Raw genomic sequence first — 13,927 nt, forward strand, 5'->3', positions numbered from 1 at the left:
GGAGGCAAACCATGAAGAAAAACGGGTTTTATTCGTTGGTTGTTATGGCGGGGATCGTATTCCTGGCATCCTGCAGCATGTTTTTCAGCAAAGAGAACGGTACCCAGGGTACTCTCCGTATATCCTTTGGAGAAGACCGGTCCCGCAGTGTGGCCGGTCCTCCTTCGGAAGAGCGGCCCGCCTTTTCGGGAATTACCGTTTCCGTGTCCCGGAACGGAAAGACGGTGCTGTCACGGACCTTTCAGGGGAGCGCTTCGGAATTATCCCTGGCGGTTCCCTACGGTTCGGGGTACGACATTGATGTGTACGCCGTACTGGATCCTTCCGGGGATCCGCCGGTTGTTTTCGCCAGGGCCTACGGCGGCATTATCCGGGATGTGGCGGTGAATAAACCCGAAACATCCCTTACAATGGATCTGCGTGTACGGGATACGGCGCTGATCGTGGCCGAGTACAATGAACTAACCTACAACTATGAGTATTACTATTCCCGGGATTTAATTAACAAACTTCCTATTTCTGCTTTATCCGAACCGGCGCCGCCTTTTGCTTTTGTTTTTGACAGCTACGGCAGGCTCTTTAATCTGGCCTCCGGCGCTATCGGCGATCTGCAGCGGTTCTCCGGCGGCAGCGATTTTATTTCCATACAGGTACCGGTTATGGCCAGCTCTTTGGCGTACGCCTTCGATCCCCACCGGCGGTGGATGTGGTTTCTGGAAAACGGCAGCCTCAGCGCTTTGGACCTTACCCGGGACTATCAGCGGGATTCCTTTGGGTATTACCAAGGCGCTCTCGGTCCGGCTGTTTCCCTGGCGGGGGGTAATTACAGCCTCCGGGCATTCGCGGCGGATCATGAGGGATACATCTACCTCTGTGAGTTTCAGAATACTTCGGGATCCACTCTCTGGATTACTATTGTCAAATATGAGTTACGGGAAGCCGGCGGTTCCTATTCGCTCCGGGAAGTCCGGCGTCTGGCCCAGCCGCTGATGGATGCTGAGGCCATCCAGGCGGTGGACGGAACCCTCGTTGCCTATTGTCTTATGCCCTATACCACTGAAGGGGTCTGGAATTTTATCGCCATTGATACGGATTCCATGACCATTAAATGGGAAGGGGCCGTACCCGAAGGCGGGGAGTATACGCCCTTTGTGCTTGACCGGCATATGGAAAACGGATCCACGCTGCCGCTGATGGCGGCCAAGACCATGGCCGGCTGGTCCAGGGAAAAAACATACATCCAGGACAGCGGATCTTATTTTATCGGCAGCCAGCTTTTTGATTACCAGCGGATCGCGGAACTGGACCTGGAATCCGGGAAGATAACCGGCAGCTATCTTGTTGAGAAACAAGCGAGCGCCACACCGTAATCAGCGGCGGGGCCGCCGTTTCTGTCCGGCCAGAGAAAGGACAATGTATCCAAAGAGCCCAAGGGCGCACAGCGCCGGCAGCCAGTCGCCCAGGACGGCGTACACCGTGGGATTCCCGGAGATCTGGACCGGTACATCCATAGCAAGAAAGCCGGATTCAAAAAGCGGGAGCATACCCAAGATCCCGCCTTCGGCGTCGATAACCGCGGTAACGCCGGAATTGGCGGAGCGGACCAGGACCCGGCGGTTTTCCACGGCCCGGAACCGCGCCGCGGCGAAGTGCTGGGTTTCCGCGGATTTCCGCCTTGACCACGAATCGTTGGTCAGGTTTATGAGAATGTCCGCGCCGCGTTCAAAAAAGGTTCCGCAGAGCCCGGCAAAGGCGTCCTCAAAACAGATCGGCGTTCCGAAGCGGAGGGTTTTTCCGTCCCCGCGGGGCAATTCCATGACAACGTATTCAGTGCCCATGGTCCAGCTGCCGTCAAATCCCACAATATCGCGCATGAACCGCTTCATCCACGGGTACTCGATAAAGGGGACCGCCTCGGCAAAGGGAACGGGATGCTGTTTCGCGTAGGAAAAAAGGATCCCCCCGTCAGGGGATATGAGGACCGCTGAATTGCTCGCTTCGTACCGTTCCCAGTTATGAACCACCGGAGCGCCCGTCAGAAGGGGAATACCGGTTTCCGCCAGAAAGGGAAGCAGTGGATTGTCCGGCGGGTTTTTAACGTAATAACTCCGGTATTCCTCAAAGGGCCGGCGGAGTACGGATTCGGACCATACTATGAGGGCCGGCCGGGGATAATCCGAGTAATTCCGGAACTGTTCGGTTCCTTCCCGGCTGAGCCGCACCGCCTCTCCCAGGACGTTCAGTTCGCTCCGGTTCCGGGAATCGGCGTTGTGCTGAACCAGCAGCAGCGGCACATGGCCGCACACCGGGGTAGGCCGGGAAAGCCGGTACACGCCGTATATCAGGGTCATGGCCAGAAGTCCGGCGAATACCGCCGCGCCGGGAAGCGCCGGATTCAGGCGGGAAATCCCCCTGACCCGCAGGCTTTTTCCGTTTTTCACAAACCGTAGTCCGGGCACGCAGAAGACCGCTTCGGCGATAACCGCGGAACTCAGCGCAAGGATGAATGAAAGGCCGTACACCCCGGTGATGTCGGCTATCTGGATCATCCGGGGACGGTTGTTCAGCGCGTAGGCAACGAGTCCCCAGGGGAATCCCAGAAAACCCACGGATTTGAGCCATTCCCATACGGTCCAGACCGCGGCGGTCAGCAGCGGGCGGAAGGACCGGACGCCGGGCGCAACGGCCCGATTCCCGCCGATTCGATCCGCTGAAACAAACCGGAGAAAGCCGGCGACCGCCGCGTGGGCTATACCGTATACCAGAGCCGTGGCCCCTACAGTCCAGATCGCGTAGCCCTCAAAAAATACGAGCCAGTAGCTGGATGCCGTGTGGGAAACAGCGCCGAACATAAAACCCATGAGGGCGGCTTCTCCGTAGGAGCGGCTCAGCCGCAGGGCCGCAAAATAGGGCGCGAGACAGAAAAAACCGAGCAGGACGCTGCCGTAAAGGGCCCCTTCATTGGGAACCGCCATGGCCAGAAACAGTCCCGATACAATCGCTGCGCAATATTTCACCTGCCGCCTTCTTTCCGATTTCCTTTTTTGTGCGGATAATCATGCAAGTATACCAAGCTAAGCGCAAAAACCGCAACTGAATCATATTTTTGATTGAATATTACCACATTTTCCTATATTATTAGGACTAACGAAGGGATATTTCCCCAATAATCATAGTGAGGACATACCAATGCAGGACATCGGTCCCATTCATCGTGCAGAGTACCAATCCGACACAGACCGAACGTCCCCAGTGGTTATTGCCGAAGCCCCCGGAAGAATCCATTACCTTGGTGAACATGGAGAACCTAAGGCGGGGCTTTTCCTTTCCTCCGCCTTGGACCGGACTGTCCGTGTCGCGGTCAGCCTGCGGAAGGATAATTCCCTCCGTTTTTTTGCCGCCGACCTGGGCGAACGCAAACGGACGACCCTGGTCAATCTTAAATACAAGCGGGAAGACCGGTGGGCTAATTTTATCAAAGTCGCGATCCACGGGTTTGCCGAAAAAGGATACCCCGTAAAGGGGCTCAATTTTACGGTTTCCGGGGATATCCCCCAGCAGGTTGGCCTGGCCAGTTCCTCGGCTATTGAGGTCGCCGCCGCCGTCGCCCTGCGGGGCTTCTTTTCGGCGAAAATAAACGACCGGGAACTGCTTAATATGCTTACGGTCTCTTCCGAAGCGTTTTTCGGAAAACGCCACAGTCCCATAGACTATCTGGTGGCGCTGTTTGCCAAAAAAGACCATTTTATGATCCTCGATGAAACAAACCTTGAGGTGAAGCAGATAAAGTCACCCCTGGGGGCGTACAAAATGCTGCTCATGGATTCCAGGGTTCCCCGGGTCGGTGTGGAAGAGGAGCTGAGTCTCCGGCTCCAGGATATACGGAAGGGTCTCGAGCTTTTATCGAATAAAAAGGAAGGCGCCAGCTTCCGGGATTTTGCCACAACGGATATCATTGAATCCATGGGCAACCTTCCCGAGCAGATCCGCCGGCGCTGCCTGCATATCGTAACGGAACTTAAACGGGTGGAGGAATCACAGATGGTGCTGAAGAAAGCCGATTTCCCGAACCTCACAAAGATTATTATCCATTCCCATGAGAGTCTCCGGGACCTGTACGAAGTTTCATGCCCGGAAATCGACTGGCTGGTTAAGCGGGCCCAGGAGATTGACGGTGTCATCGGCTCCCGCATGACCGGGCAGGGGTTCGGAGGGTGCACGTATACAATTATCAAAGAAAAGGCTATTGATGAATATAAACGCCGGCTAGAAGATTATGAGCGTATTTTCGGGTTCCATCCCCTGATTTATGATTTTAAACCAGCGGGAGCCGCCCGTGTTCTATGAGGTTCCATGAAAATTGTATTGACCAATGACGACGGCATTGACTGTGCCGGTCTTATAAAACTTGCCGAAGCACTAGAGGCCCGCGGCGGCCATGAGATTTATATCTGCGCTCCCGAATCGAACCGTTCCGGGGTTTCCCATTCCCTCAGCCTCAGAGGGCCGGTACGTATTGACCGGCGTTCCTCTTCGGTCTGGACCTGTTCGGGAACCCCCGCGGACTGTGTCATGGTGGCGACCCTCGGGGGACTTCCCTTTGTACCGGATCTCATTGTTTCCGGTATCAACGCCGGCCCCAATGTGGGCACCGATATTATCTATTCCGGAACCGCCGCCGCCGCGCGGCAGGCGGCGCTCCATGATATACCGGGAATCGCCCTGTCCCTCTGCGCCGGCGGTGATTTCCACTGGGACATGGCCGCGGAATTCTGCGCCGGTCATCTGGATGATTTTTTTGATCTCTGGGTAGAGGATACTTTTATAAATGTGAATATACCCAACAGTCCTTCCGGTCCTCTGGGTATTGAAGTTACCTATCCCTCCCGCCGGCGGTACAACGATACCCTGGCGGTATTCAACGCTCCCGACAAAAAGGCGTATTACTTTGTCGAAACCGGTACTATTGATACGGAACCGGAAGAGGGGTCGGACTGGGATGCGGTTAAGCGGAACATGGCATCGGTTAGTCCCGTGTTTATCCATCCCGTGGTACGCCGGGATATCTGCGGCGGCGTCCCGGACCACAGTTCCGCCGCCCCCAGGCCGGGAACCGCCCGCCTCATGCAGAGGTAGCCATGGCCGCGACACTTCAGGAAGGAATCCGGCTGTTCCGCTTAAAACGGTGGGAACTGGCCCTCCAGGAACTGCTCCAGGTTGACGCGGATTATTTTACCCCTGACCAGAATACCGAACTGGCGTATTATCTCGGCCTCTGCTATACAAAGCTCGAACGCTTTGACGATGCCCTCCTGTACCTTGAACAGGTGGTGACCTCCGGTTCTGATCCGCTCCGGGCGTACCAGTGCCGTATGACTCTGGCGTACATCTATACCATTACCGGCCGTTCGAAGCTCGCGGAATTCGAGCTGAACCATCTGATGAAGAACGGCTTTGAGTCGATACAGATCTATACAACCCTGGGATACGCCGCCTGGTCCCAGAAACAGTTCGACAAAGCCGTGGAGTATTACCGGAAAGCCCTGGAAATGGATGACACCAACGCCACGGCTCTGAACGGACTGGGTTTTATCCTGGCGGATACGGATATGGATCCCGTGCGGGGGCTCATATACTGCAAAAAAGCGGTGGACAAAAAACCCCAGAACGCGGCGTACCTGGATTCCCTGGGCTGGGCGTATTACAAGAACGGCGAGCTTATTGAAGCCCGGACGTGGCTGCGCAAGGCCTATGATATTGCGCCGTACCAGGAAGAAATCCGGAAGCATATGCGGGTTATTGTCGGAGAATCGTCATGAGAATCCTTCCCGGGCGCTGCCTTTTTATTGCCCTGGCCGTTGCCTTTTTTATCGCACCCTATGTACACGGCCAGCAGACTGCCGGACCGTCGGGAACCGACCGGAACGCGGTCTTCGCCCGGGAGGAATTCAGGCTCGGCGTCCAGGCATACAACCGGTTTTCATTTAATGAGGCGATCCTTTCCTTTGAGCGGGCCCTCTCTTTCCGGCCCGGCGAACCGCTGATACTGGACTGGCTGGGCCGGGCTTATTACCGTTCCGGCATGGAGGATACGGCCCTCAGGCAATGGCAGGCCGCCCTGGAATTCTACGAACGGGGGAGCAATGAAGCGCTCCTGCTTGCAAGCCGGATTGAGACCGTCTGGAACCGGAGAAGCCTGTTCCCCGACCTCGATGAAAATGCCCGGTATGTCGATGCGGGACGGTACCCCGGGCGGTACGACGATCTTACCGTATACCGGCAGCCCACCGCGGTTCTTCCCCTGGAGGACGGTTCCGCCTGGGTCGTTGCCTTCGGATCAAATGAAATAGTCAGAATTGACGTAAACGGTATAATCCGCCAGCGCCAGAGAGGCCCGCTCAACGGTTTCGACCGTCCCTATGACATTGTCCGGGGACCCGACGGGCGGCTGTATGTTTCCGAATACCACGGCGGCCGGGTGAGTATCCTCAGCAGCCGCGGTGAATGGCAGGGATACATAGGCTCCAAGGGCCGCGGGGACGGTCAATTCGTGGGACCCCAGAACATGGCGGTGGATGAGGACGGCTATCTCTATGTGGTGGATTACGGCAACCGCCGGGTTTCGAAATTCGACGCCGACGGAACCTACCTGCTGTCCTTCGGCGGAAAAACCGGAACCTTTCCCGGATTCACGTCCCCCACGGGCATCGCCGCGGGAAACGGCAGCGTGTATGTGGCGGACAGCGTAAACCGGACCGTATACCGGTTCGACCGGAACGGTTCCTATCTGGGAATCACCCTCAGTGAAGGCCTTCAGGGGCCGGAAAGCCTCAGGTTTACCTCCGACGGCAGGCTTCTCGCGGCGGATACCAACCGGGTGGTTATCATCGATCCCCAGTCCGCGGTTGTCCATGAACTGGGGGTGGTGGGAAATTCCCGGGTGCGGCTCGTCGGCGCCGATGTGGACCGGAACGGAAATATCCTGGCGGTAAACTTCCAGGCCGATGAAATTTCCGTTATGACCCGGCTGGATGATATGGCCGCCGGATTGTTCGTTCAGATTGAACGGATCGTTTCGGATAATTTCCCCGAAGTAACCCTGGAACTGCAGGTGCAGGACCGGCAGCGGCGGCCCATAGTCGGGCTGGACGGCCGCAATTTCCTGCTCAGCGAAGAAGGCCGGGCCGCGGGTGAACAGAGTTTCCTCGGCGCGGCGTATCTGTCCGACAGAACGGATATTTCCCTGCTGATAGAACGGTCGCCCCAGACCGCGGGATTCCGGAATGATCTTGCGGTGGCCGCCCGGGACGCCGCAGCCGCTTCGGGCCGGGTCGTCTCGGTGGTCTCCGCCGGGGAGCAGCCGTTTCTCGAACGGAGCGCCGACGCCGCGCAGCTCGACCGGGCCGCCCGGGGAACGGATTCGCAGTACAGTCCCCGGTGGCGGTTTGATCTTGGCCTCAGGCTTGCGGCCACCGATCTGCTGCCGGGAGAAAAAAAACGGGCTGTGGTTTTTTTAACCTCCGGAGCCCTCAACGAGCTCTCCTTTTCGCAGTACAGCCTTTCCGAACTGGCTGCGTACCTTGCCAATAATGGAATTGTCTTTTACGCGGTCATAATCGGGAATGCTTCGCCTTCCCGGGAGGTTGAATACCTTTGCAGCCAGACAGGAGGCAGCGTCCTTCCGTTATACAGACCAGCGGGCATCGGCCCGGTTATTGAAGGGCTGAAGGAAAAGCCGAACGGAACCTATATACTCCGGTACCGTTCGGGGCTTCCGACGGATTTCGGCAGGGCTTATCTTCCCGTAGAAGCGGAGGTATATCTTCTCGAACGGTCGGGACGGGACGGGACGGGATACTTCCCTCCGCTTGAATAAAACACATGCCCCGGCTGGTATCGGAACGAGCCGGGATATACAAATCAGACACCGCCGGGTTGGAAATGACAAGACTGAAAACGCTGATACGGGCAAATTACCAGCAGCTGCTGTTCGTTTTTCTCGCCTTTCTTACCATGGTTCTGGTCAGTTACGTGTATGTAAGCGGCATAGTCCGGAATCTCACCGCTACCATCGGCGAAGAGATTATGAACACCACCCAGGTTGCGGTATCGGTTAACCTTTTTGAAACCGAAATGGTTTTTGCCAATGTTTCCCAAACTGTGGAAAGCATGCTTATTTCGGAAAAAACAAACCAGGAAATACTGGACTTCCTGACGTACATTAATGAGTATTTCAATAATGATTCCTCATTGATGCCCGATTTTATGAAGATATACGGATATATCAGGGATGAATTTCTCGACGGGTCGGGGTGGATTCCTCCGGACGGCTACAGTCCCCCGGACCGGCCCTGGTATATCGGCGCATATAAAATGCCCGGGGATATATATTTTTCGGAACCCTATCTTGACGCGGAAACCGGCGGAATATGCATTTCCTTCTCAAAAAGCGTGGCGGATAAAAACGGCGTTTTCCAGGGAATACTGGCGATAGACCTAAAACTGTCCCGGATCACGGATTATGTAAGCAGCCAGCAGATTGCCAATGGCGGTTACGGTGTCCTGCTCAGTGATACCCTGCAGTTTACCGCCCATCGGAACGATGGTTTTGTGGGAACCAATATCTTCAGCGCCGGCGGGGACTACCCCAAACTGGCGGCCATGATAGAGTCGGGACAGAAGATTTCGGCGGTCCGGTTTATGGATTATGACGGGACCGACAGCGTCGCGTTTTTCAGAACGATTTTTAACGGATGGCATATCGGGGTAATCATACCCCGCCAGAATTACTACCAGGAAGTACACCGTCTGGGCATTGTCCTCTCGGTGGTTGGTTTCGTTCTTATGGTGGTATTAAGCGGCATCCTCGTCAGAACCCGGGCCCAGAAAATCCGATCCGATGAGGAAAACAAGAGCAAAAGCAATTTCCTGGCGAGGATGAGCCATGAAATGCGGACGCCCATGAACGCAATCATCGGGATGACCACCATCGCCCGGAATACCGATGATCTTGAAAAAATACAGTACTGCCTCGGGAAAATAAGCGACGCGTCGGGCCATCTGCTGGGGGTAATCAACGATGTTCTGGATATGTCGAAAATCGAGGCCGGTAAATTCGAACTCTCCGAAACGGAATTCCCCCTTGAGGATGTAATCCGCCAGGTAGTCGGCCTCAATGTTTTTAAAATGGATGAAAAGCACCAGCGCTTTACCCTGAATATGGATGACCGGGTGCCGCGGATTGTGACCGCCGACCGCCAGGCTCTGGCGCAGGTCATTACCAATCTTCTGTCCAACGCGAATAAGTTTACCCCCGAAGGCGGGGATATCCGGCTCGATGTATCCCTTAACGAAATAAACGGCAGTCAGTGCATCCTGCAGATCGAGGTTTCGGATACCGGTATCGGTATTTCCGCGGACCAGCAGGACCGGCTCTTCCATTCCTTTGAACAGGCGGACGGCAGTATTTCGCGGCAGTACGGCGGAACCGGCCTTGGGCTGGCAATCTCCCGGAAAATTGTGGAACAGATGGGCGGGAAAATCTGGGTTGAATCCGAGCCGGACAGAGGGTCCCGGTTTGCCTTTACGGTAAAGCTTGGCATCCCGGCGCCGGAACCAGGGGTTACGGAAACCAACGCCGTTCCCACGGAAGGGGACAGCGGCGGCGTCCCGGATTTCCGGGGAAAACGGATTCTCCTGGCGGAGGATGTGGAAATCAACCGGGAAATTCTGTCGGCCCTCCTGGACGGGACCGGCGTCTCCATAGACTGCGCCGTAAACGGGAAGGAAGCCTGCGACATGTTTGCCGCCGCCCAGGGGAGCTATGATTTGATTTTTATGGATATTCACATGCCCCTGGTTGACGGATATGAAGCAACCCGGAGTATCCGGAAAATGGATGTCCCCGGCGCAAAATCCGTGCCCATCATTGCCATGACCGCCAATGTCTTCCGGGAGGATATCGAAAAATCCCTGTCGGTCGGGATGAACGGCCATATTGGAAAACCCATCGAAATCAGCGAAGTCCTGGAAATAATGAACAAATTTCTCTTCCCTGACCGGTCCTGATTCCGCCTCCGCCGGTTATTCAGGGAAAGCGCATTTTTCTTCGGTGGTTTCCCTGACCGCCTCGTCCATCAGGTCTGCGAGTTCAAGGGATTCGTAAATCCGGTTCGCCTCAGCCGGTTCGCCGCGGATGATCGGGTGGGGCGGGCTGAACAGGACGCAGCAGTCTTCGTAGGGCAGTATGGATGTGTCATAGGTACCGATTCTTTTTGCCGTCCGGATGATATCGTCCTTTTCAATGCCGATGAGCGGACGCAGTACCGGAAGGGTAATCCTGCTTTGGGTGCATGAAATATTCTCAACCGTCTGGCTCGCCACCTGGCTGAGGCTCTCCCCGGTGATCAGGCATTTTGCCTTCCGCCGGAAGGCGATACGCTGGGCGCATTCCATCATAGCCATACGGAGCAGGACGGTGGTCCATTCCATGGGGGCCCGTTCCTTTATCCTCATCTGAACCGCCGTAAAGCCGACGGTATGGAGCCTGATACCCATGGTATAGGCTCCGACGGTCTCCGCCAGGCTGACAACCTTCTGCCTGGCCTCGTCGGACGTATAGGGATAGGCGTGAAAATATACCGCGTCGATATGCATTCCCCGGCCGGCCATCATATAACCCGCCACCGGAGAATCAATACCCCCGGAAAGCAGAAGCAGTCCTCTCCCCGCGGTTCCCACCGGAAGTCCCCGCTGGCCCTTGCGGGCCATGCTGTAAATATACGCTTTTTCCCGGATTTCCACCTGGATAACCGCGTCGGGGCTGTGGACATCCACCGTAAGCCCGGGGAACTGTTCCAGTATCAGACTGCCCGCTTCGCTCCGTATTTCATAAGAATTAAGGGGGAAGCCCTTGTCGGTTCTCCGGGCTTCCACTTTGAAGGTCCTCAGTCCGTTTTCACGCAGAAGGGCTGCTTCTTCGATACAGGCATCGAAAACCGCCTGTGGGATCTTTTTGCAGTCCCGGGTTTTTGCCCAGCCGGCGATGCCGAAGAGGCGGTCCAGGACAGTTTCTACCGGTATTTCCGCGCTTTCATCGCAGGTAACGTAAAACCGGCCCGCGGTGGTCTGTATGGACGCGCCGGTTCCCCGGAGCCGCTGGGCAAGATTGCGTCTGAGAATACGTTCAAACTCACGGCGGTTCCCGCCCTTAAGGGTAAGTTCGCCAAGTTTCAGCAGGTATACGGCCATAAAATTTTCCTGTCAGAATTTGTTAAGAATTGTCCGGATCGCCGAAACCAGCAGTTCAATGTCCTTCCGGCCGGTGGTCCATCCCTGTGAGATCCTGATCCCCTCCAGAGCCTTGGCCTGGGGAATCCCCATGGCTTCGAGGACCGGACGTTTCCGGGACGCGCTGGAACAGGCCGATCCCGTGGAAACCGCAAAGCCCGCGTCGTCGAGCATACGGGCCATAACTTCTCCGGGGATCCCCTCAAAGGCGCACTGGAGTATATACGGTGAAAACCGCGGGTCCTCTGGTTCCCGGTCCGCGGGAATGGCGGAAAACCGGCTCAGGGCGGATAGTTCCGTTATAAGTACCTTCCACCGGTCTCGGGCCAGCACAAAGGCTTCCTCCACGGTTCCGCCGCTTCCGTGCCGTTCCAATGCATCCGCGAAGGCGGCCGCGCCGGCGGTGTTTTCCGTTCCCGGCCTGATACCGGATTCCTGGCCGCCCCCGGAATACAGCGGTTCCAGCGGTTTCCTGAGGTACAGGATACCAGCACCCCGGGGACCTCCCAGTTTGTGGGCGCTCATGGATGCCGAATCCAGATCCCATTCGGAGAGGCGGCAGGGAATTTTACCTATCCCCTGGACCATATCACAGTGGAAATGCACCGGCCCGGACCCGCGGGCAGCCCGCACCAGCTCAGGAATATCAGAAACCGAACCAATTTCGTTATTGACCCACGCCGCCGAAACCAGCCTCGGATTTTCCGCTTTTTTTAAAGCCTTTTCCAGAGTCTGCGGGCTTACCCGTCCGTCTTTTTCAGGGGAAACCCAGGCGACCCGCTTTCCCAGCCGCGCGAGGACCGCGCCGTTCTCACGTATTGAAGGATGTTCCGCGGAAGAGAGCAGAATCCCCTGGCTGTCCGGACGCATAAGGCTGGCGTGGAGCACCAGCGCGTTGGATTCGGTACCCCCGGATGTAAAAAATATGTGCTTTTCCGGTACTCCCAGCACCTTGGCGCACCGTTTCCGGGCATTTTCCAGAACCCGGCGGGCTTCTTTTCCTTCGGCATGGCGGGATGATGGATTTCCGAAGGGTACGGAATGGGCCGCAGCCTCATCGGGGATGGATGTAGCTGCCCAATCAAAGTAAAACCGGTCCATGAGGTATAATAATCAAATTGATTTGAACGGACAAGGGGCAACTTTTTCTCCAATATTGAGGGAAATACTATTGACTTCGCGGCAAGACCGTGTAATCCTAAAACGATCATGAATACTGAAGGCGTATGTCCCGATTCAATCATTAACGAGTATTCTAAGAAACTAAAAGTCTGCGGTCATCCGGTCCGGCTTAAGCTGCTCTGCCTGATTGCCCGGAAAGACGACCCCTGTGTAACCAATCTCTGGACCTGCCTCGGCGAAAGCCAGCCCGTCATCAGTCAGCATCTTGCGGTTTTAAAGGAAAACGGGGTGGTTGATTCCCATATCAAAGGCAACAAGCGTATTTACTGTATAGTTGATGATTTTATGCGGGAAATCATTACCAAAATGCACGGAGAAGCCTGATCAGACTTCTTTTTCCGGCTGCTTAAAATTACCTGCCTCCGCGCCGGCTCCCTGGGCGGAAGCGTTTCTCCGCCGGTTTGCGGCTCTGTTCATATAATGGAGACAGGAAAAGAACACAATGGCCAGAAAATAGGCAGCGCCAAGGAAAACAAGCGACATTACGCTGCTTGACTTTATCGCCAGAAAAACGAGAACCCCCAGAATTATCTGAACCCCGTATAATACGCCGATCACTCCCCGGGCGTTGAGCCCGATGTTCATAAGTTTATGGTGTATGTGGGCTTTATCGGGGCTGTCGATCCGCCTGCCGTCCCTGACCCGGCGCCAGACCGCGGAGACGGTATCGAAAATCGGTATCAGGAGCAGCGCCGCCGCATAGGGCAGGGGAAGCTCCGAGCTGGTGTTTCCCTTATCGATGAGGGGAAGAACCGCAAGGATGAACCCCAAAAACTGGCTTCCCCCGTCGCCCATGAAAATCCGGGCTTTGGGGATAGGAAGGTTGAATACGAGAAAACCGGCTATAGCGGCTGCCAGGGCCGCGCAGAGCATGGTCGCGGTCCCGGTATTGGCAAAGGAGGCGAAAATAAGGGCATAGGTGATACTGATCAGCGCCGAAATACCCCCGGCGAGACCGTCAACACCGTCAATAAAGTTGAGGGCATTGGTTATTCCGACAATCCAGATAAAACTTATGGGGTAGGTCAGCCAGTTTAATTCCGAAAGGCCGCCTAAATCAGAATAAAAAAGCCTGTGGAATGTATACCCGGGGATGATGACACAGAGTGCCGCGATACACTGGATCAGCAGTTTATTCCGCGGCTTCAGCGGCCTAAAATCGTCAATAACGCCAAAGACCAGGACAATGATCATTCCGGCGGATACCGGCAGGAACCGGAGCCCAAAATAGGGTTCCGCCGCGTGGATGGTTATGAAAAACGCAACGATAATAAAAGCCGAAGCAAAACCCACCCCCCCCAGACGGGGAATATTGCCGGTGTGGATTTTCCGGCCGTCCACTTTATCATACCAAGCATTCTTTTTTGACAGCCAAAGTACAATGCCTACTGCAAGTACGGAAAGCACAAATGTTGAGACAATTACAATAAGCATTGAAAACATGTACCGCAACTCC

Annotated in this window: 11 protein-coding genes; 7 read left to right on the forward strand and 4 right to left on the reverse strand. The window is 55.7% G+C overall.

What is annotated here, in order from left to right; translation table 11 throughout:
• The first annotated feature begins 11 nt into the window (after nt 1–11).
• Nucleotides 12–1,370 carry a hypothetical protein gene (locus JFL75_RS03450; protein WP_215625305.1) on the forward strand — a complete coding sequence of 453 codons (1,359 nt, stop codon included), beginning with the start codon at nt 12–14 and terminating at the stop codon, nt 1,368–1,370.
• Here JFL75_RS03450 and lnt read toward each other — a convergent pair whose 3' ends face one another.
• Nucleotides 1,371–3,017 carry an apolipoprotein N-acyltransferase gene (gene lnt, locus JFL75_RS03455; protein WP_215625306.1) on the reverse strand — a complete coding sequence of 549 codons (1,647 nt, stop codon included), beginning with the start codon at nt 3,015–3,017 and terminating at the stop codon, nt 1,371–1,373.
• A gap of 172 nt (nt 3,018–3,189) precedes the next feature.
• Here lnt and JFL75_RS03460 point away from each other — a divergent pair, with 172 nt between their 5' ends.
• The 5 genes from JFL75_RS03460 to JFL75_RS03480 all read left to right on the forward strand — a co-directional run bounded on the left by JFL75_RS03460 (nt 3,190) and on the right by JFL75_RS03480 (nt 10,068).
• On the forward strand, nt 3,190–4,347 hold the full coding sequence (locus JFL75_RS03460) for a galactokinase (RefSeq protein WP_215625307.1): 1,158 nt from the start codon (nt 3,190–3,192) through the stop codon (nt 4,345–4,347).
• Nucleotides 4,348–4,353: 6 nt separating this feature from the next.
• The gene (surE, locus tag JFL75_RS03465) at nt 4,354–5,136 is read left to right on the forward strand and encodes a 5'/3'-nucleotidase SurE (protein WP_215625308.1); all 783 of its coding nucleotides are present in this window, start codon (nt 4,354–4,356) and stop codon (nt 5,134–5,136) included.
• 2 nt (nt 5,137–5,138) lie between these two features.
• The gene (locus tag JFL75_RS03470) at nt 5,139–5,819 is read left to right on the forward strand and encodes a tetratricopeptide repeat protein (RefSeq protein WP_215625309.1); all 681 of its coding nucleotides are present in this window, start codon (nt 5,139–5,141) and stop codon (nt 5,817–5,819) included.
• Entirely contained in the window at nt 5,816–7,876 is a 2,061-nt protein-coding gene (locus JFL75_RS03475; protein WP_215625310.1) for a 6-bladed beta-propeller, read from the forward strand. Before JFL75_RS03470 ends, JFL75_RS03475 begins: the two co-directional genes overlap by 4 nt.
• 65 nt (nt 7,877–7,941) lie before the next feature.
• A complete protein-coding gene (locus tag JFL75_RS03480; RefSeq protein WP_215625311.1) occupies nt 7,942–10,068 on the forward strand; it encodes a hybrid sensor histidine kinase/response regulator in 2,127 nt (708 codons plus the stop codon).
• A gap of 15 nt (nt 10,069–10,083) precedes the next feature.
• Here JFL75_RS03480 and thiI read toward each other — a convergent pair whose 3' ends face one another.
• Together thiI and JFL75_RS03490 are read right to left on the reverse strand one after the other, a co-directional pair.
• Nucleotides 10,084–11,250, reverse strand: coding sequence for a tRNA uracil 4-sulfurtransferase ThiI (gene thiI, locus JFL75_RS03485; RefSeq protein ID WP_215625312.1), 1,167 nt, complete (start codon nt 11,248–11,250; stop codon nt 10,084–10,086).
• A gap of 12 nt (nt 11,251–11,262) precedes the next feature.
• The gene (locus JFL75_RS03490) at nt 11,263–12,390 is read right to left on the reverse strand and encodes a cysteine desulfurase family protein (protein ID WP_215625313.1); all 1,128 of its coding nucleotides are present in this window, start codon (nt 12,388–12,390) and stop codon (nt 11,263–11,265) included.
• Nucleotides 12,391–12,498: 108 nt separating this feature from the next.
• Here JFL75_RS03490 and JFL75_RS03495 point away from each other — a divergent pair, with 108 nt between their 5' ends.
• Nucleotides 12,499–12,795: an ArsR/SmtB family transcription factor gene (locus JFL75_RS03495; RefSeq protein ID WP_215625314.1), complete on the forward strand. Its 297-nt coding sequence runs from the start codon at nt 12,499–12,501 to the stop codon at nt 12,793–12,795.
• On the opposite strand, the gene JFL75_RS03500 is transcribed toward JFL75_RS03495, so the two are convergent.
• Nucleotides 12,796–13,914: an MraY family glycosyltransferase gene (locus JFL75_RS03500; protein WP_215625315.1), complete on the reverse strand. Its 1,119-nt coding sequence runs from the start codon at nt 13,912–13,914 to the stop codon at nt 12,796–12,798.
• Between the last annotated feature and the right edge of the window lie 13 nt (nt 13,915–13,927).

This window comes from Breznakiella homolactica, from assembly GCF_016616095.2.
Classification (GTDB): domain Bacteria; phylum Spirochaetota; class Spirochaetia; order Treponematales; family Breznakiellaceae; genus Breznakiella; species Breznakiella homolactica.

What these genes read in the sequence shown, in the direction of transcription:
- JFL75_RS03475 (WP_215625310.1), top strand. Translation starts at nt 5,816, where the DNA reads ATGAGAATCCTTCCCGGGCGCTGCCTTTTTATTGCCCTGGCCGTTGCC.
- JFL75_RS03450 (WP_215625305.1), top strand. Translation starts at nt 12, where the DNA reads ATGAAGAAAAACGGGTTTTATTCGTTGGTTGTTATGGCGGGGATCGTA.
- JFL75_RS03495 (WP_215625314.1), top strand. Translation starts at nt 12,499, where the DNA reads ATGAATACTGAAGGCGTATGTCCCGATTCAATCATTAACGAGTATTCT.
- JFL75_RS03490 (WP_215625313.1), bottom strand. Translation starts at nt 12,390, where the DNA reads ATGGACCGGTTTTACTTTGATTGGGCAGCTACATCCATCCCCGATGAG.
- JFL75_RS03500 (WP_215625315.1), bottom strand. Translation starts at nt 13,914, where the DNA reads ATGTTTTCAATGCTTATTGTAATTGTCTCAACATTTGTGCTTTCCGTA.
- thiI (WP_215625312.1), bottom strand. Translation starts at nt 11,250, where the DNA reads ATGGCCGTATACCTGCTGAAACTTGGCGAACTTACCCTTAAGGGCGGG.
- surE (WP_215625308.1), top strand. Translation starts at nt 4,354, where the DNA reads ATGAAAATTGTATTGACCAATGACGACGGCATTGACTGTGCCGGTCTT.
- JFL75_RS03470 (WP_215625309.1), top strand. Translation starts at nt 5,139, where the DNA reads ATGGCCGCGACACTTCAGGAAGGAATCCGGCTGTTCCGCTTAAAACGG.
- JFL75_RS03460 (WP_215625307.1), top strand. Translation starts at nt 3,190, where the DNA reads ATGCAGGACATCGGTCCCATTCATCGTGCAGAGTACCAATCCGACACA.
- JFL75_RS03480 (WP_215625311.1), top strand. Translation starts at nt 7,942, where the DNA reads ATGACAAGACTGAAAACGCTGATACGGGCAAATTACCAGCAGCTGCTG.